26 protein-coding genes and 1 pseudogene are annotated in these 26,583 nt (G+C 68.8%); 11 read left to right on the top strand and 16 right to left on the bottom strand.

Annotated elements, in window-relative coordinates; genetic code table 11:
* Nucleotides 1–144: 144 nt before the first annotated feature.
* Together ypfJ and MBR110_RS20270 are read right to left on the bottom strand one after the other, a co-directional pair.
* On the bottom strand, nt 145–1,023 hold the full coding sequence (gene ypfJ / locus MBR110_RS20265; protein WP_011882564.1) for a KPN_02809 family neutral zinc metallopeptidase: 879 nt from the start codon (nt 1,021–1,023) through the stop codon (nt 145–147).
* Between the two features lie 777 nt (nt 1,024–1,800).
* The gene (locus MBR110_RS20270; protein WP_176299951.1) at nt 1,801–2,781 is read right to left on the bottom strand and encodes an NAD-dependent epimerase/dehydratase family protein; all 981 of its coding nucleotides are present in this window, start codon (nt 2,779–2,781) and stop codon (nt 1,801–1,803) included.
* A 98-nt stretch (nt 2,782–2,879) separates the two neighbouring features.
* Between MBR110_RS20270 and MBR110_RS20275 the strand changes: the two genes are divergently transcribed.
* Nucleotides 2,880–3,779 carry a LysR family transcriptional regulator gene (locus MBR110_RS20275; protein WP_181709287.1) on the top strand — a complete coding sequence of 300 codons (900 nt, stop codon included), beginning with the start codon at nt 2,880–2,882 and terminating at the stop codon, nt 3,777–3,779.
* A gap of 340 nt (nt 3,780–4,119) precedes the next feature.
* On the opposite strand, the gene MBR110_RS20280 is transcribed toward MBR110_RS20275, so the two are convergent.
* Entirely contained in the window at nt 4,120–4,992 is an 873-nt protein-coding gene (locus MBR110_RS20280; RefSeq protein ID WP_011882568.1) for a LysR family transcriptional regulator, read from the bottom strand.
* Nucleotides 4,993–5,150: 158 nt separating this feature from the next.
* On the opposite strand from MBR110_RS20280, the gene MBR110_RS20285 reads away from it, so the two are divergent.
* Complete coding sequence (locus tag MBR110_RS20285; RefSeq protein ID WP_059735322.1) at nt 5,151–6,617, top strand: MFS transporter; 1,467 nt, start codon at nt 5,151–5,153, stop codon at nt 6,615–6,617.
* Nucleotides 6,618–6,690: 73 nt separating this feature from the next.
* Here the strand turns inward: MBR110_RS20285 and MBR110_RS20290 are convergent, their stop codons facing one another.
* Both MBR110_RS20290 and MBR110_RS20295 read right to left on the bottom strand, forming a co-directional pair.
* Complete coding sequence (locus tag MBR110_RS20290) at nt 6,691–6,888, bottom strand: oxidoreductase-like domain-containing protein (RefSeq protein WP_043292283.1); 198 nt, start codon at nt 6,886–6,888, stop codon at nt 6,691–6,693.
* 180 nt (nt 6,889–7,068) lie between these two features.
* Nucleotides 7,069–7,782 carry an SDR family NAD(P)-dependent oxidoreductase gene (locus MBR110_RS20295; RefSeq protein ID WP_045577825.1) on the bottom strand — a complete coding sequence of 238 codons (714 nt, stop codon included), beginning with the start codon at nt 7,780–7,782 and terminating at the stop codon, nt 7,069–7,071.
* A 330-nt stretch (nt 7,783–8,112) separates the two neighbouring features.
* On the opposite strand from MBR110_RS20295, the gene MBR110_RS20300 reads away from it, so the two are divergent.
* Nucleotides 8,113–8,790: a dihydrodipicolinate reductase C-terminal domain-containing protein gene (locus MBR110_RS20300; protein ID WP_059668629.1), complete on the top strand. Its 678-nt coding sequence runs from the start codon at nt 8,113–8,115 to the stop codon at nt 8,788–8,790.
* Between the two features lie 76 nt (nt 8,791–8,866).
* On the opposite strand, the pseudogene MBR110_RS20305 reads toward MBR110_RS20300, so the two are convergent.
* Nucleotides 8,867–9,276, bottom strand: a pseudogene (locus MBR110_RS20305) (MoaF N-terminal domain-containing protein); the annotation flags it as partial.
* Nucleotides 9,277–9,394: 118 nt separating this feature from the next.
* Here MBR110_RS20305 and MBR110_RS20310 point away from each other — a divergent pair.
* The 3 genes from MBR110_RS20310 (at nt 9,395) to MBR110_RS20320 (ending at nt 12,233) form a co-directional block, all read left to right on the top strand.
* Complete coding sequence (locus MBR110_RS20310) at nt 9,395–10,189, top strand: AraC family transcriptional regulator (protein ID WP_181709288.1); 795 nt, start codon at nt 9,395–9,397, stop codon at nt 10,187–10,189.
* Between the two features lie 406 nt (nt 10,190–10,595).
* Nucleotides 10,596–11,537 (top strand): DMT family transporter, encoded by a 942-nt coding sequence (locus MBR110_RS20315; RefSeq protein ID WP_059668655.1) that lies wholly within the window; start codon nt 10,596–10,598, stop codon nt 11,535–11,537.
* 147 nt (nt 11,538–11,684) lie between these two features.
* Nucleotides 11,685–12,233, top strand: a complete 549-nt coding sequence (locus tag MBR110_RS20320; RefSeq protein WP_011882575.1) for a hypothetical protein — start codon at nt 11,685–11,687, stop codon at nt 12,231–12,233.
* A gap of 110 nt (nt 12,234–12,343) precedes the next feature.
* On the opposite strand, the gene MBR110_RS20325 is transcribed toward MBR110_RS20320, so the two are convergent.
* Entirely contained in the window at nt 12,344–12,478 is a 135-nt protein-coding gene (locus MBR110_RS20325) for an entericidin A/B family lipoprotein (RefSeq protein ID WP_009688930.1), read from the bottom strand.
* 213 nt (nt 12,479–12,691) lie between these two features.
* On the opposite strand from MBR110_RS20325, the gene MBR110_RS20330 reads away from it, so the two are divergent.
* The 3 genes from MBR110_RS20330 (at nt 12,692) to MBR110_RS20340 (ending at nt 15,209) form a co-directional block, all read left to right on the top strand.
* Nucleotides 12,692–13,987 (top strand): aspartate carbamoyltransferase, encoded by a 1,296-nt coding sequence (locus MBR110_RS20330; RefSeq protein WP_011882576.1) that lies wholly within the window; start codon nt 12,692–12,694, stop codon nt 13,985–13,987.
* A 325-nt stretch (nt 13,988–14,312) separates the two neighbouring features.
* A complete protein-coding gene (locus MBR110_RS20335; protein ID WP_046423779.1) occupies nt 14,313–14,897 on the top strand; it encodes a nucleotidyltransferase family protein in 585 nt (194 codons plus the stop codon).
* Nucleotides 14,898–15,065: 168 nt separating this feature from the next.
* Nucleotides 15,066–15,209, top strand: coding sequence for a hypothetical protein (locus tag MBR110_RS20340; protein ID WP_165487640.1), 144 nt, complete (start codon nt 15,066–15,068; stop codon nt 15,207–15,209).
* 46 nt (nt 15,210–15,255) lie between these two features.
* Here MBR110_RS20340 and panE read toward each other — a convergent pair whose 3' ends face one another.
* Nucleotides 15,256–16,194: a 2-dehydropantoate 2-reductase gene (gene panE / locus MBR110_RS20345; RefSeq protein ID WP_059895834.1), complete on the bottom strand. Its 939-nt coding sequence runs from the start codon at nt 16,192–16,194 to the stop codon at nt 15,256–15,258.
* A gap of 258 nt (nt 16,195–16,452) precedes the next feature.
* Between panE and MBR110_RS20350 the strand changes: the two genes are divergently transcribed.
* Nucleotides 16,453–18,006 carry a methyl-accepting chemotaxis protein gene (locus MBR110_RS20350; protein WP_011882580.1) on the top strand — a complete coding sequence of 518 codons (1,554 nt, stop codon included), beginning with the start codon at nt 16,453–16,455 and terminating at the stop codon, nt 18,004–18,006.
* A 404-nt stretch (nt 18,007–18,410) separates the two neighbouring features.
* On the opposite strand, the gene MBR110_RS20355 is transcribed toward MBR110_RS20350, so the two are convergent.
* Nucleotides 18,411–19,112, bottom strand: a complete 702-nt coding sequence (locus MBR110_RS20355) for a response regulator transcription factor (RefSeq protein ID WP_060121649.1) — start codon at nt 19,110–19,112, stop codon at nt 18,411–18,413.
* 356 nt (nt 19,113–19,468) lie between these two features.
* Here MBR110_RS20355 and MBR110_RS20360 point away from each other — a divergent pair, with 356 nt between their 5' ends.
* On the top strand, nt 19,469–19,960 hold the full coding sequence (locus tag MBR110_RS20360; protein ID WP_011882582.1) for a hypothetical protein: 492 nt from the start codon (nt 19,469–19,471) through the stop codon (nt 19,958–19,960).
* Between the two features lie 102 nt (nt 19,961–20,062).
* Here MBR110_RS20360 and MBR110_RS20365 read toward each other — a convergent pair whose 3' ends face one another.
* The 7 genes from MBR110_RS20365 to MBR110_RS20395 all read right to left on the bottom strand — a co-directional run bounded on the left by MBR110_RS20365 (nt 20,063) and on the right by MBR110_RS20395 (nt 26,005).
* Complete coding sequence (locus MBR110_RS20365) at nt 20,063–21,439, bottom strand: sigma-54 dependent transcriptional regulator (RefSeq protein WP_226152897.1); 1,377 nt, start codon at nt 21,437–21,439, stop codon at nt 20,063–20,065.
* Between the two features lie 144 nt (nt 21,440–21,583).
* Complete coding sequence (locus MBR110_RS20370; protein ID WP_011882584.1) at nt 21,584–22,168, bottom strand: hypothetical protein; 585 nt, start codon at nt 22,166–22,168, stop codon at nt 21,584–21,586.
* A 151-nt stretch (nt 22,169–22,319) separates the two neighbouring features.
* A complete protein-coding gene (locus MBR110_RS20375) occupies nt 22,320–24,122 on the bottom strand; it encodes a chemotaxis protein CheA (protein WP_181709289.1) in 1,803 nt (600 codons plus the stop codon).
* A 44-nt stretch (nt 24,123–24,166) separates the two neighbouring features.
* Entirely contained in the window at nt 24,167–24,448 is a 282-nt protein-coding gene (locus MBR110_RS20380) for a hypothetical protein (protein WP_011882586.1), read from the bottom strand.
* A 74-nt stretch (nt 24,449–24,522) separates the two neighbouring features.
* A complete protein-coding gene (locus MBR110_RS20385; protein WP_011882587.1) occupies nt 24,523–25,113 on the bottom strand; it encodes a hypothetical protein in 591 nt (196 codons plus the stop codon).
* Nucleotides 25,114–25,224: 111 nt separating this feature from the next.
* Nucleotides 25,225–25,551 (bottom strand): hypothetical protein, encoded by a 327-nt coding sequence (locus MBR110_RS20390; RefSeq protein WP_011882588.1) that lies wholly within the window; start codon nt 25,549–25,551, stop codon nt 25,225–25,227.
* A gap of 160 nt (nt 25,552–25,711) precedes the next feature.
* Complete coding sequence (locus tag MBR110_RS20395) at nt 25,712–26,005, bottom strand: hypothetical protein (RefSeq protein ID WP_014725389.1); 294 nt, start codon at nt 26,003–26,005, stop codon at nt 25,712–25,714.
* Between the last annotated feature and the right edge of the window lie 578 nt (nt 26,006–26,583).

Raw genomic sequence — 26,583 nt, forward strand, 5'->3', positions numbered from 1 at the left:
GAGATCGCGGCCGGGCTGGCGCGCGGCTGCGGATCGCGATGGCGCCAGCCGCCGCCGTGTCGCAATTCGTGATGGACGAGCCGCCTCACCGGCAGCCCGGCGATGCGCGTGCCGCTGCGCGCTGGGCCGCGTCGGCGTCGGCGATTATCGGTTCGGGTTCGCGGCGAAGGTGTCGCAGGCGCTCACCTGACCCGACTCCATCCCGCGCCGCAGCCAGTACACGCGCTGCTCGCTGGTGCCGTGCGTGAAGCTCTCCGGCACGACGTAGCCCTGGCTCTGCTGCTGCAGCCGGTCGTCGCCGATCGCGGCGGCCGCCTTCAGCCCCTGCTCGAAATCGCCGGGCTCCATCAGGTGCTGGTTCGCGCGCTGCGCGTTGTTCGCCCACACGCCCGCGAGGCAGTCGGCCTGCAGTTCCATCCGCACCGACAGCGCGTTCGCGCGCGTCTGGCTCGAACGCCGGCGCGCGGCATCGACCTTGTCCGAAATGCCGAGCAGGTTCTGCACGTGATGGCCGACTTCGTGGGCGATCACGTAGGCCTGCGCAAAATCGCCGCCCGCACCGAAGCGCTTGCGCAATTCGTCATAGAAGCCGAGGTCGATGTACACCTTGCGGTCGGCCGGACAATAGAACGGGCCCATCGCGGTCTGGCCGGTGCCGCATGCCGTCGGCGTCGAATTCGTGAACATCACCAGCTTCGGCGGCTCGTATTGCGCATGCAGCTGCGTGCTGAACACGCCCGTCCACGTGCGCTCGATATTTCCGAGCACCTTGCGCGTGAACAACGCGCCCGCATCGTTCGCCGGCGCGCCCTGATGCTGCGTGGGCGCCGGCTGCGTCTGCTGCTCGCGGCCCTGCAACGCCGACGCGCCTTGCAGCACGACGCGCGGATCGATCCCGAAGAAATACGATACGGCCAGCGCGACCACGATCGTGCCGATGCCGATCGTCGCGCGCCCGCCGCCGAAGCCGCCGCCGCGTCGATCCTCGACGTTCACGCTTTCTCTTTCGTCGTCCAGCCTCATTGCTGGCTCCTCCCTGTCTTGTCGAATCCGTGCCGTTCGCGCAACGGGCAGTGCGCCGCCGTTGCACGAGGCTTCGGCGCACGCGATGCAGGTGCATCGGCTGTGAGTTGGCGGCAGCGGCGCTGTCGGCGGTTGCGCGCTGGCGGCGCGCCGCCGGGTGTTGGCGATGGCGTCTGCACTGGCCTTGGCACCGGCCTTGGCGCTATTTTGCCGGGGCTTTTACGACTTGTCGCAAAAATACGGAGGATAGAGCGATTCGGTGCAGGACATCGTCAGCCTTTGCAAAATGGCGCGTCTGGCCGCCGGTCAGGCCGGCAGCGGCAGCCCGCTTGGATCGTGCGGGCGATCGCATTCATCCTTTCCGCGGATGCCGGCGTACGACCGCGCCGCGTACGGTGACGAGGCAAGGCATCTTTGCGGAGCAACGCATGAGCTATGTGCGTCCCCGCATGATTGCGGTCACCGGCGCGGGTGCCGGCATCGGCGCTGCGCGTGTTCGCCGCTTCGCCGCGAGGGGCGACCGCGTCGTTCGTAGCCGGTGCGCCGCGCGTCGCCGATGGCGGCGCATGGATCGTGGACGTGTCGACGCTCGCGTTCGAATACGCCTGACGCACCTGGATGCGCGCCGTGCATTCGGTCGGCGCGGGGTGGCAGCTGTTCACGGGGTGCGTGGGGTTCGTTATGTCCGTTCGCTCGATCGGTTCGCTCGGTGCCGCACGTTCGTCTGTTCTCCGTATTCGGCGCCTTCCTCGCGTGGCCTCCGACCGCCGCCTCCGTTCACGACAAGCAGCCGAGCCCCGCCAGCGTCGTCTCCACCGCTGTGTCGAGCGGCGTCAGTGGTTCGCGCCCCAGCACCGCGGTCAGCCGCGCGTTCCCCATCCGCAGCGGTTCGCGCCACAGATACCGCATCTCGAGCATCTCGCGCATCGTCGTGACGAATGGCGCCGCGGCCCATACGAGCCACCAGGGGAACCGCCGGATCGTCGGCCGCAACCCGTGCCGCTGCGCCACGCGACATACGGCCTGCGCCAGCTGCATGCCGTCCGCGTCCCAGTGGCCGCCGAGATGGAAACGCGCGAACGGCTCCAGCGCGTCGCGCCGCTCGAGCAGTTCGACCATCGTGCGCGCGACATCCGGCAGGTATGCCCATTGATGGCCGACGCCCGGCCGCCCCGGGACGCCGATCGCCGTGACCGGACGCCCCGCCTTCACCATGCCCTGCCCGAACCAGTTGTTGCCCGCGCGGGGACCGAAAAAATCGCCGGCCCGCACGACGATCGTGCGCACGCGGTTCGCCGTCGCCGCCTGCAACCGCCGCTCCATCTCGACGCGGATCGCGCCCTTGCGCGTCACCGGCCGCTGCGGCGCGTCCTCGTGCAGCAGCGCAAACGCGTCCGGACCGAAGTTGTAGACCGTACCGGGCAGCACGATCGTCGCCTGCTCGCGCGTGGCCGCCCCGATCGTGTTGTCGAGCATCGGCAGCACCTGCGTCGACCAGTTCCGGTAACCGGGCGGGTTCACCGCGTGTACGAGCACGCTGCAGCCGCGTGCCGCACGAAGCACCGCGTCGCGGTCGAGCGCGTCGCCGCGCACCCATCCGATGCCGTCGCGCTCCACGCTCGCGGCGTCGAGACTGCGGCTCAACGCGCGCACCTGCCAGCCGGCATCGCGCAATTGCCGCGCGACCTCGCCGCCGATTCCGCCGCTCGCGCCAAGCACGAGTACCTGCCGTTGTGTCCCCGCTGCGCCTGCCGTCATGACCGCCCTCCGTGATGAACCGTTGTCGGTCGCCATTCTCGGCCGGAGCGAGCTAATAATGAATTGCCGAGCTTGAGCGACCGGCTATACATTTATGCATGACCACCGATCTGAACTGGGAACGCTACCGCACCTTTCTCGCCGTGCTGACGGAAGGGTCGCTGTCGGGCGCCGCGCGCGCGCTCGGCATCACGCAGCCGACGGCCGGCCGTCACGTCGCGGCGCTCGAGGCCGCATTCGGCCAGACCTTGTTCACGCGATCGCCGTCGGGGCTTCTCCCGACCGAGGCGGCCGTGGCGCTGCGCGGTCACGCGGAGGCGCTGCGCAGTGCGGCCGCCGCGTTCGAGCGCGCGGCTGCGAGCCACGGCGCCGGCGTGCGCGGGATCGTCCGCATTTCGGCGAGCGACGTGATCGCGGTCGAAGTGCTGCCGCCGATGCTCGCGCAATTGCGCCGCGACCATCCGGAGCTCGTGATCGAACTGGTCTCGACTGACCGCATCCAGGACGTGCTGAACCGCGAAGCCGATATTGCAGTGCGCATGGCGCCGCCTGCGCAGGACGCGCTCGTCGCGCGGCGCATCGGCGCGATCGAGGTCGCGCTGCATGCGCGCGACGACTATCTCGCGCGCAACGGCGCGCCGTCGACGGTCGATAAGCTCGCGCGTCACGCGCTGATCGGTTTCGATACGGTGACGCCGTTCATTCGCGCGGCCGGCCGCGCGATGCCGCAGTGGAAGCGCGACGCGTTCGCGCTGCGCACCGACAGCAATCTCGCGCAACTGGCGATGATCCGTGCGGGGTACGGGATCGGTTTCTGTCAGAGCGCGCTCGCCAGGCGCGATGCGCGGCTCGTTCGCGTGCTGCCGGATACGCCCGCGCTCGCGTTGGAGACCTGGGTGGTCATGCACGAGGATCTGCGCACGAGCGCGCGCTGTCGCGTCGTATTCGACGCGCTCGCAAACGGGCTGCGTGGGTATGCCGAGGGGGGCGGCGAGTAGGGTTCTTCGATGCTGCGGTACGCGTGAATGGCTGGGGCGGGCGATGCGATGCGTGCGGCGGGCGACGGAGCGGCTATTTGGGATGTGGGGCGCGGGTGTTGATGTCGAGGGATTGGGCTGCGGGCGCCGCTTCGACTACTCCGGTTGCTTCGGTTGCTTCGGTTGCTTCGGTCGCTTTGGCCGCTTCGGCCGCTTCGGCCGCTTCGGCCGCTTCGGCTGCTTCGGCTGCTTCGGCTGCTCCGGCCGCTCCGGCTGCTTCGGCTGCTTCGACCGCTTCAGCTTGGCAAGCAGCACATCGCGATACACGTCGAGCGCGGCGACGCCCTCACCCGCCCCGACGTCACATCAGCAGTTGTCGCGACAGCACCTCACGCGCCTGCGTCACCGTCTCGCGTTCGCCGGGCATCGGCGGCGTCAGAGAAAAGACCGCGTCGGGCAGCGCCGGCAGCCGGTATTTCGCCCCGAGCCGCACGAGGCCTTCGCCGATCGAAGACGCGCACAGGCAGCCGACGCCCAGCCCGGCCGCGAGCAACGACTGCAGCCCGGCGACGCCCGACGCGCTGTGCACGAGCCCGTACGGCACCTGCTGTTCATCGAGCGAGCGCACGGCGATCTGATGCATCATGCAGTCGTCCGGCAGCAGCACGAGCGGCAGCGGCTGCGGAAGCTGTTCGGCCAGCGCCGGCGCCGCGACCCACGACAGCGGCTCGCGCCGCAACACCCAGCGCGTATCGGCCGACGCAGGCCGGAACGGCCCGCGCGACAGGTGCATCACGACGCCGAGATCGATCTGCCCGCGCGCATGGGCCGCTTCGATGTCCATGCTCTTCATTGCGCTCACGTGCAGCCTCAGCTGCGGGTAGCATTCGCGCAATCGCGCGAGCAGGCCCGCCACTTCGTGCGTGCGGTAATAGTCGGTGATCGCGACGCGCAACTCGCCCTTGATCGCCTGACCGCGCACCTCGTCGAACGCCGCCTCGTTCAACGCGACGATGCGCCGCGCATGTTGCAGCAGACGCGCGCCGGCCGGCGTCGGCTCGACGCCGCGCTTGCTGCGTACGAACAACGACATGCCGGCGCGCGATTCGAGCTTGCGCACCTGCTCGCTGACCGTCGACTGCGACAAGTGCAGCAACGGCGCGGCCGCACTCAGACTGCCGGCGTCCGCGACCGCCGCGAACGTGCGCAACTGATCCAGATCGAAACCTCGCATCACGCACCCCATCCATCGAATAACCCGATGGATGCTACCACCAATTCCCGCTTTTCCGAACCATGGACGATGATCAGAATGTCGGTCAACCGCCGCGTCGCTCCATTTCGGCACCACCCGACATGCCGCGCGGCCCTCATTCTTTCGGACTTTCGTTCATGACCGACAACACACTCGCCCGTTGCGCCGCAGCCCCGGCCGGGACTGCGGCCGCGGCACCGGCACGCAGCCATCACGGCTGGGCTCTCGTCGTGCTGCTGATCGGCGCCATCCTGCCGCCGCTCGACTACTTCATCGTCAATCTCGCACTGCCGGCCATCCGCGACGGCATCGGCGCGCGGCCGGCCGAGCTGCAACTCGTCGTGTCGGCGTATGCATGCGCGAACGCGGTCGTGCAGATCACGGGCGGGCGCCTCGGCGACCTGTACGGCCGCAAGCGGATGTTCATGACCGGGATGGCGGGCTTCGTCGTGGCGTCCGCGCTGTGCGGGCTGGCCGACAGCGGCGCGGTGCTGGTCGGCGGCCGCGTGTTGCAGGGGCTGTTCGCGGCGATCCTCGCGCCGCAGGTACTCGCGACGATCCGCAGCGTGTTCAGCCCGCACGAGCAGGTGCGCGTGATGGGCTTCTACGGTTTCGTGTTCGGGCTTGCGGCCGTGATCGGTCAGCTCGGCGGCGGCGTGCTGATCGCGCTGCATCCGTTCGGTCTCGGCTGGCGCGCGATCTTCCTGGTCAATGTGCCGATCGGGATCCTCGCGCTGCTCGGCAGCTGGCGCTTCATTCCCGAAAGCAGGCCGCCGCGCGGCCAGCGCATCGACGTCCCTGGCACGGCGCTGCTGTCGCTGTTCCTGCTGATGCTCGTCTATCCGCTCACGCATGGGCGCGAAGCCGGCTGGCCGCTGTGGATGGTCGCGTGCGTAGCCGGCGCGGTGCCGATGCTCGGCGCGCTGCTCGCGGTCGAAACGCGCCAGCTCGCCGGTGGACGCGACCCGCTGCTCGACGTGCGGCTGCTGCGCAATCCGGTCATCGCGCTCGGCCTCACGCTCGCGTTCCTGTTCTACATGCTCAGCGCGTTTTTCCTGAGTTACGGCATTTATCTGCAGGGATGCCTGAACTGGTCGGCGCTGCAGTCTGGGCTCGCGATCCTGCCGCTCGGCGTCGGCTTCCTGGCAAGCCCGTTGCTGATGCCACGGCTCGTCGGCAGGTTCGGCGGCCATCGCGTACTCACGCTGGGCTTCGCGATGCTCGCGGCCGGCGTCGCGACGGCCGCCGCGCTGGCCGGCGAACACGCGCCCGGGCCGGGCTTTCATGCGGGGATCGCCGCGATCGGCATCGGGCAAGGCCTCGTACTGCCTTCGGTCGTGCGGATCGTGCTCGCGGAAGCCGACGCCGCGCGCGCCGGCGTCGCGTCCGGCATGGTGACGGCGATGCTGCAGATCGGTGCGGCGGTCGGCGCGGCGGCGCTCGGTGGCCTGTTCTTCGCGCGGCTCGGCGCGCGACCGGCGCCGCCCGCCTACGTGCACGCGTTCAGCGCGACGATGTGGGCGCTGACGGCAGTGTTCCTCGCGTGCGTCGTGTTGTCGGCAGCATTGGGGCCGCTGCAGCGGCGGACGCAGGCGCGCGCGTGACGTCAGCGACGCAGCGACGCCGGCAGCGACATGACAAACGCCGTGCACAAGCGAGCCCTTGCGCGCGGCCCGCTTACGATTGCGGCTTGGGCGGCGCGTGACGCGCTTCCCATTCGGCGAGCTCGGCGCGATAGCGCGCAAGCGCTTCGTCGTACAGGTCGAAGACGCACGGCGAGCAGCCGCTGTTGCAGCAGTCTTCCAGTTCAGGTTGTTCGGGCGGGATGGGACGCGGATCGTCGGTGGGCGCATCCGCAGCGTCAGGCTTCGTCACGGCTTCGGTCGGTTGATGTCGAACGCGGAGTATAAGGCGATGGCCGGCTGCACGCAGGCTCACGCATGCATGCAGCGTCTCGCCGGCACATCGGCCGGCAGGCGTCGCGCGCGGTGGCGCGTGCGCGTGCGCTTACGCCTGCCGTGATGCCGAAGCCGAATGCGCTCGCGTGTCGCGTCGCTACGCGACCCGCCCGCTCACCGGGATCGATGCGCCGGTGATCGCCTGCGCGTCGTCCGACAGCAAAAAGCCGATCGTCGCCGCGAGCTGTTCGGGCCGCACCCAGCGCGAGAAGTCCGCATCCGGCATGTCGGCGCGGTTCGGCGGCGTGTCGATGATGCTCGGCAGCAGCGCGTTCACCGTGACGCCGCGATCGAGCAGTTCCGCGGCCAGCGCCTCGGTGAGCCGCGCGACGCCGGCCTTCGCGGCCGCGTATGCGCCCATTCCGGCGCCGGCCTTCGACGCGGCGCCCGCGCCGATGTTGACGATGCGGCCGGCGCCGCTCGCGATCAGATACGGCAGCGCAGCCTTCGACGCGTTCAACGCGGTCTTCACGTTCAGGTCGTACATGCGGTCCCAGGTGGCTGCATCGCCGTCGGCGATCGTCTGCCACACGAACGCGCCGGCGATGTTCAGCAGCGCGTCGACCTTGCCGAATTCGCGATTGACCGTTTCCAGCGCACGCACGGCGGCCTGCGGATCGACGAGATCGATGCCGCCGATGCGCAGCGCGTCGGCCGGTATGTCGGGCAATGCCTGTGGCTCGGGCGCCGGGCCTCGGCCGATCAGCGCGACGCGGGCGCCGCGCCCGCCGAGCCATGCGGCCGTGGCGACGCCCAGATGGCCGAATCCGCCGGTGATCGCAACGGCCTTGCCTTGCAGGTCGTGTTCCATCGATATGTTCTCCTTGGTCTATGCGAGTTGAATGATGCCTGTCGAGTAATGCGCGGTGCGCAATCGATGCAGGCGCTACGCGCGATCCGGCGGGCCGGCGCTTCGACAGCGTAGCGCCGTTCCCGGCCGCATGCGCGTAGCTGAGGACCGCCGGGCGGCCTCGACACCTCCGCGCGATCGGGCAGCCACGTCGGCGCACGCACCGAGCCGCTCGGCATGCGGGCATAATGCGCGAAGCCGCTGCGCCGCACGGCGCACCGCGGCCGCGTCGGGCGCGAGAGCGCCGCGTCCGGCCCGCACGGCACCACTCCAACCTCACGCGCCCATTCCATGCAAGTACTCGTCGTCGGCACCGGCAAACTGGCCGCCGAACTGCTCGCGTCGCACCGACTCGATCCCGCCGCCTGTGACGTGATCGCGTGGCGGCAGCGCGCGCGCCCCGATACCCGCGCGATCGTCGTGCATGCGGGCTCGGGCCGCGAGCTGCCCGCCGTGATCGCGTTCTGCGATGCAACCGGCTCGCCGCTCGTCGAGCTGTCCACCGGCTCCGCGCTCGAAACCGGATCGTACGACTTCCCCGTCGTGCTGTGCCCGAACACCAACATCTTGATGCTGAAGTTCATGAGCATGCTCGACACCAGCGGCCATCTGTTTCGCGACTGCCGCATCAGCGTGACGGAGTCGCATCAGGCGAGCAAGACATCCGTGCCCGGTACCGCAGTCGGCATCGCCCGGTCGCTCGGCGTGCCGGCGCATGATATCCGCTCGGTGCGCGACCCCGACGCGCAACGCGATGTCCTGCAGATTCCGGACGATCAGCTCGGCCGCCATGCATTCCATCGGGTCCGAATCGACGATGGCGCGTGCAGCCTCCAGTTCGAATCGCGCGTGTACGGCGCGTCGCCCTACGCGGACGGCGTGTCGCGAATCGTCGAGGCGGTGCGGCAGCACGCGCTCGAGCGGCGCCGGTACTCGGTCGTCGAGTTCATCCACAACGGCTGGCTGTAGCTGGGGCGGCGGGCGCGTCCGTGCGCTGTCGGCCGAGGCGACGGCGACGGCGGATCGATCGCGCGCAATCGCAGCCATCGCGGCGCGTCGGCATCGATTGGAGTGTGCCGGTCACCGATGTCCACACGTCGTTCGCAACGTCGATCACGACGCTCACGGAGGTCGCGCGCTCGGTGGGATCGACGTAGTCGACGAAGTACCGGTCCTCGAGCGGCCGCGTGACGCGGCACGGCGCGCGCCCGCCTGCGTCGCTCGCCGTGTCGCGCCATTGCAGCGCGCCGACCTCGAACGAATAGGCGCGCCGCACGTCCCACGCGTCGGCAAGGACCATGGCTGGCCGACGAGCGCGCGCACGGGCGCGAGTATGTTTGCGTGTGGCGCGAAGGCGTCCGCGAGCGCGCCGACCTGAAGGAATACCGGGTGCCGTCGTAGCAATTGCTTTCTCCCGCACAGCTTCCGGCCCGGCGGGCCGTCTACGCTGCTCATGTGTAGATGGTGCACGCTGCGTGTGCCGCGCGGTATCGGCCGAACGGATGAGGGGCGCGCGACACGGGAACGCGCTAAAGTGCATTTGATCCGCGTCGCGGCGGAGCGAGGAGCGAGCATGCACCGTGTCACGCATTACCGACGAATCGACGAAGGCATCGAGGCGATCAGCCTTGATTCCGATCGCTCGTTTCCGCGGCACGCACACGACGAATTCGGCGTCGGCGTGATCGTCAGCGGCGCACACAGGTCGTGGAGCGGCCGCGGGCAGGTCGACGCGCTGGCCGGCGACGCAATCATGGTGAATCCCGGTGAGATGCACGACGGCATGCCGATCGATGCGGGCACCGGTCGCCGCTGGCGAATGCTGTACCTCGCGCCCGCGCTGGTTGCCGGCATAGCGGCGGAAGAAGGCATCGGCGGTGTGGAACTCGCGAACCCGGCCGTGCGCGACGAGCAGCTCGCAGCCGCGTTCGCGCGACTGCATGCGCGGGTCGTCGCGGGAAACACGCCGCACCTGGCGCGCGACGAAGCGCTCGTGATGCTGGTGGCCGCGCTGCTCGCGCGGCATTCGAATCGCACGCTGCGGGCCGCGTGCGTCGCGCCGGCGATCCGCGCCGCGCGCGAACGGCTCGACGCGGCGCCAGCCGAACCGGCATCGCTTGCGGAACTGGCCGGGCTCGGCGGCGTGAGCCGCTTCCAGTTGTTGCGCGGCTTCGCGCGCGAGCTGGGCATCACGCCGCACGCGTATCTGATGCAGTCGCGCACGCGGCTCGCGCGTGCGCTGCTTGCGAGCGGCCGGCCGATCGCGGATGCCGCGGCCGAAGCCGGCTTCGCCGACCAGAGTCATCTGACGCGCGCGTTCGCGCGCCAGTTCGGGATCACGCCGGGACGATTCCTGCAGGCGGGATGACGCTCCGCGCGATAGCGCGGGCGGTGCTGGCGATGCGTCGGTAGCAATGATCGCCGCCGAGCGGTGATGGCGGTAGCGGCAGTACTCACGATCGCTGTCGCTGTCGTAGCCGAAATAGCAATCGCAGTCGAAGCCGAAGCCGAAGCCCCAGTCCCAGTCCCAGTCCCAGTCCCAGTCCCAGTCCCAGTCGAAGCCAAAGTCGAATTCCCAGTTGTAGCGCAGCGGCAGTCGTAGTCGCAATCGCAATCACGGTCACGGTCACGGTCACGGTCCCGATCGCAGTCACGCCCGGCACACGATAATCACCCTCCCCGCACGACCACACCACCCGCCGCCCCTCACCGCCCGGAACACCCCCGCAATTTCATTCAAGACGGCCGCATCGTCACCCGCGATGATGCGCCGCATGAACACACGACTGATCGGCTATCTCTATCTCACCGCCGCGATGGCGGGCGTCGGCAGCACCGTCATCGCGAGCCGCATCGCGGCCGGCGGCCTGCCGCCGTTCACCGCCACCGCGCTGCGCTTCCTGATCGCAACGCCGTTGCTGCTCGCGCTGATGCGCATCCAGCGCGCACGATGGCCGCGCGTGTCGACACGCGACGCGATCCTGCTGGTCGTCCAGGCGGCGGCCGGCGGCGTCGGCTACACGGTGCTGCTGATCGGCGGCACGAAACTGTCGTCGCCGATCGATGCGGGCGTGATGCTCGGCACGCTGCCGGCGATGTCGACGCTGATCGCGGCCGTCGTGCTGCGCGAGCGCCAGACGCCGCGCGACTGGTGCGCGGCCGCACTCGCCACCGCAGGCGTGCTGACCGTCACGTTCGCGCCGGGGCAGGCCATGCCGTCGCTGCGCACGCTCGCCGGCAACGCGCTGGTGCTGGCCGCCGTCGCATGCGAAGCCGTGTTCATCCTGCTGAACCGGCGGCTGTCGACGCCGCTGTCGCCGCTCGCGCTGTCTGCCGCGATGTCGGGGCTCGGCTTCGTGCTCGCCCTCGTGCCGGCCGCGTTCGAATGGCATGCGCTGGCGAACGGCTGGACGCTCGGCGCCGTCGGTGCGATCGCGTATTACGCACTGGTGCCGACTGTGCTCGGCTACGTATGCTGGTACGCGGGTTCGGCGCGCACGAGCGGCACCGAAGCGGCGCTGTTCACCGCCGTCGCGCCGGTCTCGGCCGTGCTGTTCGCGGTGGCGCTGTTCGGTGAGACGCTCGGCGGCACGCAGCTACTCGGCGTTGCGCTCGTCGTCGCGGCGATGCTCGTAGGCGCGACGCGGCGGCGTGATGCGACGACGCATCGACCGGCGGCGCAGGCGGACGCCTCCGCATCGCAGATCGCCGAGTGATCCGGTCCGCTGCGCATCCCGCGTGACCGGCCAACGGTAACGATTGTAGGAATGTGTCGGCGCGTGGCAAAACCGTTGCGCCGCGTCGCGCAAGATGCAATATTCGCGTGGCCTGGCCATTCGACCACCGAACGCATACGCATCGCCATGAACAAGAAGGAAGCCAAAACACGCATCGCGGCGCTGTTGTCCGCGGGCGCGAGGAAAGCCGACGTGCTCGCCGAGCTGGCGGGCCACGGTCTCAAGGAACAGTTGCTCGCGCGCCTGATCGCGTCGCGCCCCGATCCCGCGCTGTGTTGGAGAAACCGCGTGCACACGCGCATCCTGGTCGGGCTGGGCGTCGCGCAGCTTTTGATCAGCGTCGCACTCGCCTACGTGTTCGCCGCCGGTGGGCTCGGCATCGGCGCGACGCTGCTGTTCGGTGCGCTGACCGTGTCGCTGTCGCTGCTGTTCATCTGGGGCTTCGCGACTCACCGCGTCGGCGCGTATCACGCGTTCATCGTTCTGTCGCTCCTGCAACTGCCGAAAACCATCGCCGCGCTCGGTCGCGATCCGTCCGCCGCGCTGCCGAGCCTCGCCGTCACCGTGATCCTGGTCGGCTACGTGTGGTTCGTCCGTAACCGGATGTTCCCCGACTTCGGCTGGTTTTCGCCGCGCAAGATCGACGGCCGCTACGCCTTCGTCGAAAGCGCCTGACGCCGCGTTCGGCGTGACGCGGCCTCTATCGCGGGCCGCAAAAAAACACCGGCCCGCCCCGCAACGGCGGGACGGGCCGGTGTGTTCCGCGCAAGCCGGAACCGTTCGGCTTACTTCGCCTTCTCAGCCGTGTCGCTGATCGCCTGGCCGCCCTTCGAAATATCCTGCCCCATGCCGGCCACGGTATTGCAACCGGCGAGCGCGGCGGTCACCACCAGCAGCATTGCAGCAATCGTACGCGTCATTCTCATTCTCCTTCGAGTCAACAAGCCCGACCGGGCAGATCGTGTCAGGCGGCGCGTCCCACGGCATGCGGAACACGGGGCCTGAACGGATTATACGGAGACGCCCGCCGCGCGCCAGTGCACGCAGCGTCGCGGCCGCGCAGATTTTGCTTGACTTCGCCGTCGCCCGAACTAATATACGCATCGCGTATATTTTCCACCAGGGTGCCGCCGATGACCGTTCCCCAGCAAGCCTTCCTGCGCGACGCGATGCGCCGCCTCAACATGACGCGCGAAGCGTTCGCCAGCCGCATCGGCGTGAGCCGCCGTGCGCTCGATACGTGGCTGCTGCCCGACGATTCGCAGGAATCGCGCGGCATGCCCGAGATCGTCGAGCGCTTCGTCTCGGAAATCGTCGGGCGGGCCGGCCCGGATGGCGAAGACTATACGCAAAGCGTAGATAAGCAAGGCCTCGCGAAGCAGTTCCTGTTCGAAGGCAAGCCGCAGTTGATCTCGGTGGACCAATTCTCGCGCGACTCGGTGGAAGCGCTGTTCCGCGTCGCCGACGTGATGCAGCCGATCGCGCGCCGCCACAAGATTTCGCGCGTGCTCGAGGGCGCGGTGCTCGGCAACCTGTTCTTCGAAGCGAGCACCCGCACGCGCGTGTCGTTCGGGGCGGCGTTCTGCCGGCTCGGCGGCTCGGTGTGCGACACCACCGGCTTCACGTTCTCGTCGATGGCCAAGGGCGAATCGATCTACGACACGAGCCGCGTGATGGCCGGCTACGTCGACGCCCTCGTGATCCGCCACCCGGAGAAGGGCTCGGTGGCCGAATTCGCGCGCGCGACCAACCTGCCGGTGATCAACGGCGGCGACGGCCCCGGCGAGCACCCGAGCCAGGCGCTGCTCGACCTTTACACGATCCAGCGCGAATTCTCGCGCCTGGGCAAGATCGTCGACGGCGCGCATATCGCGCTCGTCGGCGACCTGAAATACGGCCGCACCGTCCATTCGCTCGTCAAGCTGCTGGCGCTGTATCGCGGGCTGAAGTTCACGCTGGTGTCGCCGCCGACGCTCGAGATGCCCGCGTACATCATCGATCAGATCACGACGAACGGTCACGTGATCGAGCAGACCAACGACCTCGCGGCCGGACTGCGCGGCGCGGACGTCGTCTACGCGACGCGGATCCAGAAGGAGCGCTTCACCGACGAATCGTTCGAAGGCTACACGCCGGAATTCCAGATCAACCAGGCGCTCGTCGACTCCGTATGCAAGCCCGACACGCTGATCATGCACCCGCTGCCGCGCGACAGCCGGCCCGGCGCGAACGACCTGTCCATCGACCTGAACCGCGATCCGCGCCTCGCAATCTTCCGCCAGACCGACAACGGCATCCCCGTGCGAATGGCGATCTTCGCGGTGCTGCTCGGCGTCGAGAATCTGGTTCAGCACTCGATGCGCGACGCGACGTGGCGCCCGCCTGCGTATCTCGGGCCGGAGGACGCGGTGTTCCACGGGATCGATTGACGCGCAGCGGCGCCGCGCGGCCGGATTCGTTCGCATCCGGCCGCGAACGCCGATGCCGGCAGCGCGAGCGTCACGTCGCCATTCACCACTCGCCACTCGCACGACTATCGTCACGATCATCGGTAACGCGAGCGGCGTCCGCGCCTACGCGGCGATGCACGGCTCAGCACGTGCAATCCGCTGCGCTCGACGCGACCATGCACGAACGCAACCGCTCGCCGACATTCTTTCCGCCACCCATCCGCCTGCGTCGGTAACATCGGCACTTGCCGATCGCCGACCGCTCCCGCACAATCGGCCCACCTGCCCTCCTCTCCCCGCGCCGATGTCCTATGCGTCACTCGCCACCGGCGTCCTGCTCGCCGGCGGTCTTGGTCAACGCTTCGATCCAACGGGGCTGCACAGCAAGCTGCTCGCACGGCTGCCCGACGGCACGCCGGTCGCGGTCGCCGCTGCGCGGCACCTTGCGGCGGCGACGGCGGACGTCGTCGCCGTCGTGCGTCCCGGCGCCGAAAAACTCGCGATGTTGCTGAACGAAGCCGGCTGCCAGGTCGTCTACGCGCCCGACGCGATGCGCGGCATGGGCGCGAGCCTCGCAGCCGGCGTGCGCGCGGCGCCGGACGCGACCGGCTGGCTCGTCGCGCTCGCCGACATGCCGTGGATCGCCGCATCCACCTACGAAGCCGTCACGCGCGCGCTAGATGCCGATCGCGCATCGATCGTCGCGCCGATGCATCGTGGCGTGCGCGGTCATCCGGTCGGCTTTGCCCTGCACCATTACGATGCGCTCGCTGCGCTCGACGGCGATACGGGCGCCCGCGCGCTGTTCGCCAGCGCGCCGGTGCAGCTGCTCGACGTCGACGATCCGGGCATCGTGCGCGACGTCGATACGCCGGCCGATCTGCGCTGACGTCGACGCGCGCCGCCAGCGCAAGGTCCGAGATTCGGTGCGATATCAACCGCCGAGCGAATATCGCAGGCAATCGCACTGCAAACGCATGCCCGATTGCCTATAACGAAGACGAGGCGCGCTCACCGCGCCGTCCGCTTCCCCTGTCACGCATTGCGCGAGCTCTCCATGGATCACACTACCCCGATGCCCGAGCCCCCGGCCGACCCGAACCGCGATCCGGAAGACGACCCGTTGTCGCCGCCGGCGCCCGGCCACCCTCACGAGAATCCGCAACAACCGGACGGGCCGCCGAGCAAGGATCCGGTTTAGCCGACGGTTGCGCACGCATCGCGCATCGTGTGACCCGCAACAGCCATTAAGCGGCCGCGCTTTCCCGCGCGACGCGCGCCTCGTAAGTCTTCAGATGGTTGTACGCGATGCGCAACAGCGACAGTGCATCCGCCGCATGCGGGTCGCGGCGCGCGAGCAGATCGCCGAGCACGTGATCGGCTTCGACGCGCGCGCGGTTCTCGACGTCGCGCAGCATCGATGCGGTCAGCGGCGACGGCGTCAGCACCATTCGCTGCATCCGCTCGATCGCGGCCGGCTCCGGGCGATAACCGTTCTGCGCGGCAATCGCGCTGCACTCGTCGAGCATGGCCTCGAGCAGGCGGCGCCCGTCCGGCGCGGCGAGAATATCGCCGACCGAGCCGCGAAACAACGACGTGCTCGCGGCCAGGGTCGCGAGGAACACCCACTTGTCCCACATCCGCGCGACGATGTCGTCGCTGAGCGTCGCGTCGAAGCCCGCGCCGCCGAGCACGTCGGCCACCGCGCGCACGCGTGCCGATTCGCCGCCGCCCAGTTCGCCGAACGACAGGCCGTGCGTGTCGTTCAGATGTACGATCCGCTGCTCGCGATCGAGCGTCGCCGCGATCACGCACAGTCCGCCCAGCACCCGCTCCGCGCCGAACCGCTCGCGCAGCACGTCGAGATGACGCATCCCGTTGAGCATCGGCAGAATCAACGTCGACGGCCCGACGAACGGCGCGAACGACGCGATCGCGTCGTCGAGGCTGTACGCCTTGCAGCTGAGCAGCACCAGATCGAACGGCGCGGCCGCGTCGCCGGTGCGTAACGTCTGCACATTGGCGAGCGTCAGGTCGCCGCGCGGGCTGCGAATCATCAGACCATCGCGCGCGAGCGCCGCCGCGCGACCTTCGCGCACCAGGAACGTCACGTCGCGCGCGGCCGCCGCGAGGCGTCCGCCGAAATATCCGCCGACCGCGCCGGCCCCTACCACCAGAATCCGCATCGCTGCCTCCTTTCGCCTCGTTCAATGCCGCCACGCGGGCCGCTCGCCGGCCCGGCGCATGGCCGCAATCGTCAGACAGTATAGCCACACAACCTATGCATATGCAGGGATGACCGCAGGCCGGCATGCGACGTTCGCAAGACATCTAAGGGATTTCCCGCCTACGGGAACGGTCGCGTCGAGCCGACAAACAAGTAAACCAGAAGTAAACCGCTAGGCCGTCCCGGCGCGCCTGCTTGACCGACCGACCTGATACCCATGCGCACCCTTTCCCTGAACCAGAAACTCGCTTCGATGATCGTCATCCTGTGGCTCGGCCTGCTCATGATCGCCGGGATCGGCGCGTGGCAGACGCGCACGTCGATGACGGCAGACCGCCGCGACCAGTTGTCCACGCTGGTTGCGCAGGCAACCAACGTCGCCGATCACTTCTACAAGCTGTCGCAGCAGAACGCGCTGTCCGAAGCCGACGCGAAACAGAAGGCGCTCGAAGCGATCGCCGCGATGCGCTACGGCACCGACGGCTACATCTCGATCAACGACTCGAAGCCGGCGATCGTCATGCATCCGATCAAGACGGAGCTCAACGGCAAGGACGTGTCGAACTTCACCGACCCGGACGGCAAGCATCTGTTCATCGAGATCGTGAAGGCCGGCAACGCGGACGGCGGCAAGGGCTTCGTCGAATACATGTGGCCGAAGCCGGGCGCCGACAAGCCGCAGGCCAAGACCAGCGCGGTGCAGCGCTTCGCGCCGTGGGACTGGTATCTGGTGACGGGCATGTACATGGACGACGTCTATGCGGCGGTGCTCGCGAGCGTCGGCCGCTGGCTCGTGATGACGGCCGTGCTCGGCGCGGCCGCGACCGTCGTGATGGTGCTGGTGCTGAAGAGCGTGCGTGCGAACCTCGGCGGCGAACTCGAGACTGCGCTCGACGCCGCGCAGCGCATCGCCCAAGGCGACCTCACCACGCGCGTGACGGTGAAGCAGGACGATCGCGGCAGCCTGCTGCACGCGCTGCATTCGATGCAGAGCGGCCTGATCGACATGGTGTCGCGGGTGCGGGCCGGCACCGAGAACATCAACGTCGGCGCGAGCGAGATCGCATCGGGCAACACCGACCTGTCGCAGCGCACCGAGGAGCAGGCAGCCGCCCTCGTGCAGACCGCATCGAGCATGGACGAGATGACCGCCAACGTGAAACAGAACGCGGACAGCGCGGCGCAGGCCGCAACGCTGGCAGGCCAGGCCGCGCAGGTCGCGACGCGCGGCAGCGAGGTGGTCGACGACGTCGTGCGCACGATGAACGAGATCACGGCCCGCTCGCACAAGATCGGCGACATCATCGGCGTGATCGACGGGATCGCGTTCCAGACCAACATCCTCGCGCTGAACGCGGCCGTCGAAGCGGCGCGCGCGGGCGAACAGGGCCGCGGCTTCGCGGTGGTGGCGGCCGAGGTGCGTTCGCTCGCGCAACGCTCGGCCACGGCGGCGAAGGAAATCAAGTCGCTGATCGTGTCGTCGAACGAAACGGTCGAGCACGGCGCGACGCTCGTCACGCACGCCGGCGAAACGATGACCGAGATCGTGCAGTCGGTGCGCCGCGTCAACGAAATCCTCGACGAGATCAGCCACGCGTCGCGCGAGCAGAGCGCCGGGATCGAACAGGTCAACCGCGCCGTGGGCGAGATGGATCAGGTCACGCAGCAGAACGCGGCGCTCGTCGAGCAGGCGGCCGCTGCCGCGCATTCGCTGCGCGACCAGGCCGAGGCGCTGCGCGACGCGGTCACGCGGTTCTCGTTGCCGGCCTGACGGGCTGATACCGGCGCGCTTGCGGCGCGCTGCTGCACCCGGCGCGCTCGCGTCGGGTGGCTGGCCGGGGCTCACATTCGGTTGCGGGCGGTGTCGATGCGATGACACACGCACGTGCGCTTCATAGGCGCGAACGCCCCCTTGCGCGGCGACGATCGCGCGGCGAACTGGCGTCTCGTGTCGCGGCCGGTAACGCAATTGCCCGGCCGTCGCCGCGGGTCGCACGTCGATCGACGATATATCGGCCGCGGCCGTTCAGCTCCCTTCGTCCGTTTAGCCCGCTCGGCGCATTCGGCCCACTCCGCTCATTCACCCTTCCCACCGATCGGCGTTCACGGCCGATCGCATACCGCCCCACCGCGCGACCTTGCCGCCATCGACATCGCGCATACGCGTCGGCATCGTCATTCGCGCTGCATCACCGATACCGCACCCGCGCCGCGCAGCCGCCCCGCAGCCTGTCCGCCGCCGAAGCCGAGTGCGGCCGCCCGTTGAATCAGCTCGACATCGTTGTTCACGCCGAGCTTCTTCATCGCGCTGATCTTTTGCGCACTGACCGTCTGCTTGCCCTTGTTCAGCCGCTGCGCGATCGTCTTGATCGGCATGCCGTCGAGATACAGGCGGATCACCTCGATTTCGCGCGTTGACAGCTTGACGGGCGGCCCGTCCTGTTCGGCAATCGCATCGAGCGCGCCGCGCACGAGCGGCGACACATAGCGTCCGCCGCTGTAGGTCGAATGGATCGCCGTGACGATGTGGCCGACATCGTCGAACTTGCTGACGAGACTCGGACAGCCCTGCGCGACGATCGAGCGCAGGATCACCGGGCTCTCGCTGCCGACCAGCGCGACCGTCCCGACGCCCGGGCGCATGCGCCGCAACCATGCGAGCAGCGCCAGACAGTCCATCGGCGGGCCGCCGCGGATCGAATAGTCAACCAGCGCGATATCACAGTCGACATCGGCCAGCGCCGCGACCATGTCGGACGGGCTCCGGTAGGCGCCGACGAGCTCGATCGCGCACGCGTCGCCGGCGATATGCTCGACGCCGGCCAGCGTCAGCGGCCAGTCGTACGCGAAAACGGTGCGAATGTTGAATTTCCCCATGCGTGGTTCCTGAAGGTCGCGTGGCCGCGCGACGCGACACGTCGCGACGCGGCCGGTTGGGCGGTGACTCCGCGGGCGGGATATTTTTATCCCACCGTCATTCTATGAAACGGCGTGCGGCCGGGATATCGGACGCGGTATAGATGGGCGTCCAGGGACGTAATACGAGTTTGATATTTCGATCGTCGTACGCGATCGCGGACGCGCGCATCGTCCGGACGGCCGACGTTGCGGGCCGTGCGGGCCGCGCCGCTTGCCGGCGCGGTAAAATTGCGGCCCAGCATGCCATTCCGGACGACCGGCCGACGGCTGCGCACGCCCGGCCGTGCGCCGCCGGCCGGCCCCCTGCTTCTTCCATGACCGAATCCGATCTGCACTCCGACGACACCACCATCCACGAAGACGGCCTCTGGCGCGACAACGGCTGGACGGCCCGCATCATCAAGAACGAGGACGACGACGGCTGGGCCGTCGAAATGATCAAGGACGGCGAGGCCGAGCCCGCACTCGTCGGGCCGTGGACGATGGGCCGCGACAAGAAGAACCCGAAGCCGATGGATGCGAACGCGTTCCGCACGCTAGTGAAAACCGCGACCGAAGTGCTGATGCGTCACGAGCAGCAGCGCCGCGCGATGCTGCACAAGGAAGTGACCGTGCAGCGCGACGACGGCATCGAGGTGTCGGTGACGCTCGACATCGTGCCGGACGAGTTCGAGCCGTATGCCGAACTGAAGGCGTTCGACCCGTACGGCGAACTGCTGGCCGACGCGAAGGTGTCGGCGGGATTCAAGCTCAACAAGGCCAGCGCCGCACGCTGGATCGAATCGGATTTCGAGCGCCCGGCTTAGGGCCTGTTCACGCCAATAAAGGGCTTGCGCTGGCCCCACGAGTGAGTTTTTCCGCGCGGTCCCTGACGCAGGCCGCCGCCCGCTGCGCGCGCACGCGCCGCGTCAGCCGTGCAGGCCGTGCGTGGTCATCAGCCGGTACAGCGTGGCGCGCGACACGCCGAGCTGCGCCGCGACGTCGGCATGCTGCTGGCGACGGTTCCGCAGCAGCATCTCCTCGATCGTGCGGCGCTCCGCCTGCCGGCGCGCCTCCACGAGCGTCGGCGGGCGGCGCAACCGGTACTGGCTCAACTCGAGATCGTCGGCCGAGATCAGCGGGCCGTTCGTCATCACGACCGCGAAGCGGATCCGGTTGATCAGCTCGCGCACGTTGCCCGGCCATGCATAGTCGTGAATCGCCTCGATCGCGCACGGCATGAAGCCGCGAATCCGGTGCGGGCTGTCGCCCCGATAGCGCTGCAGCACGTGATCGGCGAGCAGCATGATGTCGCGGCCGCGCGCACGCAGCGGTGGCTCGTCGATACGCAGCACGCACAGGCGGTAATACAGATCGGCGCGAAAGCGCCCGGCCTGCATCGCCGCCTCCAGATCGACGTGCGTCGCGGACACGATCCGCACGTCCACCGGCACCGACGCGTGCGCGCCGAGCCGCTCGATCGTGCCTTCCTGCAGAAAGCGCAGCAGGCTCGCCTGGCTCTCGAACGGCATGTCGCCGATTTCATCGAGAAACAGCGTGCCGCCGTGCGCGGCCTCGATCCGGCCGATCTTGCGCTGGTGCGCGCCCGTGAACGCGCCGCGCTCGTGGCCGAACAGTTCGGCCTGCAGCAGCGTCGGCGGAATGGCCGCGCAGTTCACCGCGACGAACGGCGCGTCGGCGCGCGACGAATGCCGGTGGATCGCGCGGGCGGTCAACTCCTTGCCCGTCCCGGATTCGCCGGCGATGAACACCGCAGCGTCGGTGTTCGCCACCTTGCGGATGGTCGAGAACAGGCGCCGCATCGCGTCGCATGCGCCGATCATCGTGTCGCAGGGTGGCATCGCGAGCGCGGCCGGGTCGGCGTGCGCGAGCTTCAGCATCCCGTACGCATGGCCGGCGAGATAGCCGATCGTCTTGCAGCCCGCGGCGCGCGACGCGAAGCCGAAACAGCACTGGCGGATCAGGCGCGCGAGCGCGACATCGCGCAGCAGCGCGTCGTCGGCGAGCGCGACCCAGCCGACGTGCGGGTCGCGCAGCAGCGCCTCGAACGCGGCCGCGTCACGCGCCGCGTCACGCATATTGAACGCGGTGAAGTCGACGATTCCCGCATGCAGGCGGTTCGCCTTCACGAGGTTGAGTGCGTCCGCAACGGACTTGGCGCGCGAGACGTCCCAGCCGCGCGACGCGAGACAGTCGACGAGCGCGGCGTCCGGATACGGCGACACATAGACGAGCGGGCGCGACGGCGCGGCATGATGGCGCGACGCCGCGACCGGCGGCGGCATGCACGCGATCCGCTCGGTTTCAGGATGGCTCGACAGTCTGATCCGGCAACATTGATTCACGATGGCCTCGTCACATGGCGTTGTCGGTCGGAGCGGGGCGCGCGACATGGCGCGCGGCCTGCCGGTCCGATCGGGAAAATGACGTTATCGGCAGAACACGACACGCCGCATATAGATCTGCGGTTCGACGACGGGCCGCGCGGACCGGTCCAGCTCGTCGCGATAGCGGCGGTAGGTCTTGCCGTCCACGGTCACGTCGCCGGCGCGCGCCGTCTCGATCGCGGCCAGGGCGTGGCTTTGCCAGTCGTCGACGCGCGCCGATGCCGACAGACTCGATGCACCGGCGATCGTCTGCGTGACCGTGCTGCCGTCGGCCCAGGGCTGCGTCTGCATGTCGTCCGCGTGCTGCATCGCGCCGACCGTCTTGCCGGTCGGCGTCGGGCCGCTCTGCGCGACGAACGGCGCGGCGCGGCCGTACACCGGCGATTGCCATGAAGGCGCGTGGCCTTCCTCGGGCACCATGTAGATCGTCTGCGGATCGCCGACCATCATCATCGGCACGCATGCGGTGTTGTCGGGGCGGCCGAGCGTCGTCAGCGACTGCTGGATGCTCGCGGCGTTCGCGACGCTCTGTTCGTTCAGGATCACGAACACCGCCGGATTCTGAAACAGCGACTGCGCGGCGGCGTGTGCGCCGACCAGCAGCAGAACGATCGAAAGGAACCTCATGATCCGCGCCTCCTGTCCCCTCGACAGGCAAAAAGGGGTGTTGGCCTCGGGGTAGAACCAACACCCGTCAAAGCTGTCGCGCGCATCGCGCAACCGGTTGCGGCGCTTGCCGTGCAGGCGGCATACCGGTTGCATCGAAGCGCGCTGCCGGTCACGACGACGTGCTCGTCGAGACGACGGTCGGCGCGGGCGCGAGCGGCGCCGACGGGGCGGCGTGCTGGTCGATCGCCGGCGTGGCTGTCGCGGGCACGTCCGCGGCCGGCACGGCTGCGGATTCGACCACGGCCGTTGCGTCGGCAGCGCTCGGGGCCGTCGCCGCCACGGGCTGGGCGGCTTCGGCGGCAGGCATGGCCGAGGCGATCGGCGCTTGCGGCGCGCGGTCGACTGCGTTGGCGTCGGCCGTCGGCATGGCCGGTGCGCCGGTGTCGGTCGCGGCCGGCGTGCGCGCGGACGCGTTGGCGGCGAGCGACGGTGCGGGGTCTGCGGGCTTGTCGGCGACCATCGGGGCCTTGTCGGCGGCGGTCGCCGCGGGTTCGGTGGTCTTTTCCGCAATCGTCGACGCAGGCTCCGCCGCCTTTTCCGCAACCGTCGGGACAGGTGCCGACGCCTTCTCTGCAACCACTGCTGCAGGCGTCGAGGCCTTTTCCGCAATCGCCGACGCAGGCTCTGATGCCTTTTCCGCAACCGTCGGAACGGGCATCGATGCCTTATCCGCAACCACTGGTGCAGGCGTCGATGCCTTGTCTGCACTCGTCGACGCGGGCTCCGGTGCCTTTTCCGCAACCGTCGGGACGGGCTCCGGTACCTTTTCCGCAACCACTTGTGCGGGCTTCGACGCCTCCTGGGCAACCATCGGTGCAGGCTTCGAAACCTTCTCCGCAATCACCGACGCAGGCGCGGGCACCTTATCCCCCGCGACCGGTGCCGGTGCAGGCCGTGACACGTTGTCCGCAACCGTCGCGGCACTCGGCGACACGGCAGCGGTCGCTGCAGCGGGCACCGCGCTCATCGCAGCGGACACCGCGGCCACGCCCGGCACGACCGCGGCCGCCTGCGCACCATTCCCCGCAGCCGCCTGCGCCGCACCCGGCATCGCCGCCGCAGCCGGCGCGCCGATCGGCGCTCCCGCGACGGACGCCCCCGCCTGCCCCGCATTCGCCGCCACCGCCCGCATCTGCGCAGGCGCCGGCCCAGCCGCATCGAGCGGCGGCAGCCCCATCCGGCTGCGCACGAGCGGATCGCGGTACTTCAAGTCGTCGGCGACGGTCGCGTCGGCGGCAGGCGCGACGTTCGAGCGCGCGAGCGGCGCGGTCGTGCCCGGGCACAGATGGCCGGTCGCCTCGACCGCGCGGCGGTTCGCGTCGCTCTGGCACAGCAGCGCCAGCGCGACGTCGGTCAAGCCCATCGCGCGAAATTCGCGCGCATCGAGCCGTCGCACGCACGCCTGATCCACCAGCGTCGTGCCGCCGGTCGCGCCGAACCCCGGGAACGACACGCCGACGCTCACCGAGCCCATGCAGGTATCGGACAACGTGGTCGTCAGCCCGGGCGCCTGGATCGCCGGGTTCGTCTTGATCGTCTGCGTGCCCGAGTAGTTGACGTTCTCCGCCACCTGCGTGTTGTACGGGCTCGAGCCCGGCGCGCCGGCCGCGAGCGAGCTCGCGCTCTGCGGCGTCACGGTCGAGCCGCCGCTCGTCGACGAAGGCAGCGTCAAGTTGACCTGCACGCTCGAATTGCCGCTGCCGCGCACGCCGCTCGTGCTGCCGCTCGTCGCATTGCCGCCGCGCGAGCTCGTCACGTTGGTATTCATGCTCGAGCCGCCGCCCTGGCCGATGGCCGTCGACGACGTCGAGGACTGCGCGCTTGAAGTCGAGTCGGCGGTCTGCGCATGGGCGCCGATCGTGGCCAGCGCGAACATCGCCGCACTGGCCGCCCTGATCTTGCTGCTGTTCATTTCGATCTCCGGACGAGGTTGGACCGCCTACCCAGGCAACCGCATCAATCCCGTTGCGTTCCTGCCGCTTTGCCTGTTTCCCCGAACTGCTTCCAGCCGCTGCCCAACTGCGACCACGAACCGCCCGGCATGCCCTGCGATGGCGGGGCCGCGGGCGCGCCGGCGGCATTGCCCGGCGACAGCGTGTGTTGCGGTGACGGTTTGGTTGTCTGCTCAGTGTTACTTGACGTCTGTACGTTCGATTGCACGTCGTCGGTCGCGCGGTCGGCGGCATACGCCGTCAGCGACGTGAGCATCACGACGGCGGCAATCAGGTTCTGCTTCATGCCAGCTCCTTACGGTGACGACAACGGCGCAACAGAGACCAGCGTCACCAGGAAACTGGTCCCTTCCACCCGAATCAGGGCGTGCCGGCCGTCGCGCCGGAGCTGCCCTGACTGCCGCCCGACGCCGACGGCGATCCGGCCGGCCCGGTACTCCAGACGGTCGACGTGTTGTAGTGGTTCGAGCCCGCGATCGTCGACGATCCGCCGAAGCCGGCCAGCCCGCTCGCACCCGCGTTCGCGATGCCGGCGTCGTTGCCGCCGCTCGCCGTGTAGTGGTTCGCGCCGAGCACGATCGTGGCGGTCACGCCGCCCGACAACGCATTCGCGTTCTCGGTCGTATTGGCGGTGCCGCCGAACGAGCCCGCGGCGCCGATCCCGCCGCCAGCCGCGAACGCGCCGCCGTTGGTGCCCCACCCGCCGGCCGTCGACGTCGAGTCGTGGTACGCGGACGCCGTGCCGGTCGAGCCCGCAGGCGTCACCGTGCTTCCGGCGCTCGCGCCTGCGACCGAAGTCGTGTTGCTCGTATAGCTGCCGGTGCCGACCAGCACCGAACCCGAGACGCCCGACGCCACGGACTGAGTCTGGTTGAAGGTCGTCGTGCCGGCGGCCGCTGCGGCCGACGACAGCACGGCGAGCGCGGTCGCTAAAAAGACGTTGGCTTTCATAGCAATTCCTTGCGATGACGAAGGTCGGTGGCCGGATCGCCGGGCCGCCCCGTGCGGGGCGATTCCCGGCGTCCGCGCCACCATTCGATGACGAGCGCTGCGCGCGGCGGCTTAGTAGTGGCGGAACGTCCAGGCGCTGGAGCCTGCGTTCGCGCCGCTCAGCCCGCCGGACTGCGAGCCGCCGAAGCCGAAGCCGCCCACCGTCGACGTGTTGGTGTGATCGGTGTACGACACCGCCGCGCTGGTGCCGCCGCCGGCCATCGCGCCGGCCGCGCCGAGTGCCGCACCCGAATCGGTGGCGGTGAAGTGACCGAAGCCGGTCACCCCCGCCATCGTCTGGCCGCCGCTCGACGAACTGCTGCTCGACTGGGTGCCGCTCGCTGCGAACGCTGCACCCGAAACCGCCATCACTGCTGCTGCAATCAGAAGCTTCTTCATGGTCGACTCCAAAACGGCGTGGACGGAACAAGCGCAGGAAGCTGCACGCCTTCAGCCTGCCTGCGTCGAGCAATCCCTGAACACAAGGACCGCCATTCAATCGGCAACGAGCGTTTCTCCGATCGCAATTCGACTCATTGCCTAAATCCCATTCGCTGTTTTATTGGCCCTGCGATTCATCGTTTTGAATACCGGCTTGCGCACCGGTGAAGTCACCGGAATAAACCGAGTCTCGAACCCGGAAAACGAATGCATCGTTCCGTATCGTTCGTCGTGCGTCGTTCGATATCGGGCGGCGCCGCGCGCCGGCATGCGGCTCGCCACTGCCGGCGAGCGAAAATGCACGACCCGATTTACCGAAGGCGAACGCCCTGCCGCTGAAAATCGCCGCGTAATCGCGGCAACGCGACAACAATGCGCAACCGTGCACGCGCGCCTGACCGTCACGCAGCAACGTTGTTCGTGAGTTACCGGTCGCCGATCATGCGGATAATCCGGCTCGCGGGTTTTCGGTACAGTCCGGGTCGCGCCGCTATTGCCGCGATGCGATCGAAATGTCGATGGACGTGCACGCGCGCATCGGCATCGAGCGGCCCGATACGAACTGCTGGTCCATCAGGGTGAAGTGAGTCGACGAGAGCGCCGCTGTCGATCAGTGGTGGCGCGAAACGACAGCTGCTCCAGCACGCGCAATGCGCGGATACCGGAACGCCGGCAACGACGCACTCGCGACGCCGGCACTGCGCCGCGAGTCGTACGGTTACCCCATCGTTGCGCTGAGAATGCGCGGATCAAGCTGTTGCTTGTGGTCTTCATCGCTGTTCCCCGACTGCTTATTGACGAGACTGCCGCCCCCCCAATCTTCACTGCATCAGGTCGACTGCCCGCCGGTGCGGTCAATACCGCAAGCGGCATGCCACGCACGATTGCGCCGACGATTGCGGGTGGCACGGCGCGCGGGCAGCGCGGAAACATGCGGTTTTCGTTTCAGGAATGTATCGCGGCAACAGGTGGCCGCCTGCGGCGATCATC

Origin of the sequence: Burkholderia sp. MBR-1 (assembly GCF_013822785.1) — a bacterium.
GTDB lineage: Bacteria > Pseudomonadota > Gammaproteobacteria > Burkholderiales > Burkholderiaceae > Burkholderia > Burkholderia vietnamiensis.

What these genes read in the sequence shown, in the direction of transcription:
- MBR110_RS20300 (WP_059668629.1), top strand. Translation starts at nt 8,113, where the DNA reads ATGCAAGTACTCGTCGTCGGCACCGGCAAACTGGCCGCCGAACTGCTC.
- MBR110_RS20285 (WP_059735322.1), top strand. Translation starts at nt 5,151, where the DNA reads ATGACCGACAACACACTCGCCCGTTGCGCCGCAGCCCCGGCCGGGACT.
- MBR110_RS20310 (WP_181709288.1), top strand. Translation starts at nt 9,395, where the DNA reads ATGCACCGTGTCACGCATTACCGACGAATCGACGAAGGCATCGAGGCG.
- MBR110_RS20275 (WP_181709287.1), top strand. Translation starts at nt 2,880, where the DNA reads ATGACCACCGATCTGAACTGGGAACGCTACCGCACCTTTCTCGCCGTG.
- MBR110_RS20270 (WP_176299951.1), bottom strand. Translation starts at nt 2,781, where the DNA reads ATGACGGCAGGCGCAGCGGGGACACAACGGCAGGTACTCGTGCTTGGC.
- MBR110_RS20370 (WP_011882584.1), bottom strand. Translation starts at nt 22,168, where the DNA reads ATGAGGTTCCTTTCGATCGTTCTGCTGCTGGTCGGCGCACACGCCGCC.
- ypfJ (WP_011882564.1), bottom strand. Translation starts at nt 1,023, where the DNA reads ATGAGGCTGGACGACGAAAGAGAAAGCGTGAACGTCGAGGATCGACGC.
- MBR110_RS20325 (WP_009688930.1), bottom strand. Translation starts at nt 12,478, where the DNA reads ATGACGCGTACGATTGCTGCAATGCTGCTGGTGGTGACCGCCGCGCTC.
- MBR110_RS20385 (WP_011882587.1), bottom strand. Translation starts at nt 25,113, where the DNA reads ATGAAAGCCAACGTCTTTTTAGCGACCGCGCTCGCCGTGCTGTCGTCG.
- MBR110_RS20375 (WP_181709289.1), bottom strand. Translation starts at nt 24,122, where the DNA reads ATGAACAGCAGCAAGATCAGGGCGGCCAGTGCGGCGATGTTCGCGCTG.
- MBR110_RS20380 (WP_011882586.1), bottom strand. Translation starts at nt 24,448, where the DNA reads ATGAAGCAGAACCTGATTGCCGCCGTCGTGATGCTCACGTCGCTGACG.
- MBR110_RS20365 (WP_226152897.1), bottom strand. Translation starts at nt 21,439, where the DNA reads ATGCCGCCGCCGGTCGCGGCGTCGCGCCATCATGCCGCGCCGTCGCGC.
- MBR110_RS20315 (WP_059668655.1), top strand. Translation starts at nt 10,596, where the DNA reads ATGAACACACGACTGATCGGCTATCTCTATCTCACCGCCGCGATGGCG.
- MBR110_RS20340 (WP_165487640.1), top strand. Translation starts at nt 15,066, where the DNA reads ATGGATCACACTACCCCGATGCCCGAGCCCCCGGCCGACCCGAACCGC.
- MBR110_RS20330 (WP_011882576.1), top strand. Translation starts at nt 12,692, where the DNA reads ATGACCGTTCCCCAGCAAGCCTTCCTGCGCGACGCGATGCGCCGCCTC.
- MBR110_RS20360 (WP_011882582.1), top strand. Translation starts at nt 19,469, where the DNA reads ATGACCGAATCCGATCTGCACTCCGACGACACCACCATCCACGAAGAC.
- MBR110_RS20320 (WP_011882575.1), top strand. Translation starts at nt 11,685, where the DNA reads ATGAACAAGAAGGAAGCCAAAACACGCATCGCGGCGCTGTTGTCCGCG.
- MBR110_RS20295 (WP_045577825.1), bottom strand. Translation starts at nt 7,782, where the DNA reads ATGGAACACGACCTGCAAGGCAAGGCCGTTGCGATCACCGGCGGATTC.
- panE (WP_059895834.1), bottom strand. Translation starts at nt 16,194, where the DNA reads ATGCGGATTCTGGTGGTAGGGGCCGGCGCGGTCGGCGGATATTTCGGC.
- MBR110_RS20390 (WP_011882588.1), bottom strand. Translation starts at nt 25,551, where the DNA reads ATGAAGAAGCTTCTGATTGCAGCAGCAGTGATGGCGGTTTCGGGTGCA.
- MBR110_RS20350 (WP_011882580.1), top strand. Translation starts at nt 16,453, where the DNA reads ATGCGCACCCTTTCCCTGAACCAGAAACTCGCTTCGATGATCGTCATC.
- MBR110_RS20280 (WP_011882568.1), bottom strand. Translation starts at nt 4,992, where the DNA reads ATGCGAGGTTTCGATCTGGATCAGTTGCGCACGTTCGCGGCGGTCGCG.
- MBR110_RS20355 (WP_060121649.1), bottom strand. Translation starts at nt 19,112, where the DNA reads ATGGGGAAATTCAACATTCGCACCGTTTTCGCGTACGACTGGCCGCTG.
- MBR110_RS20335 (WP_046423779.1), top strand. Translation starts at nt 14,313, where the DNA reads ATGTCCTATGCGTCACTCGCCACCGGCGTCCTGCTCGCCGGCGGTCTT.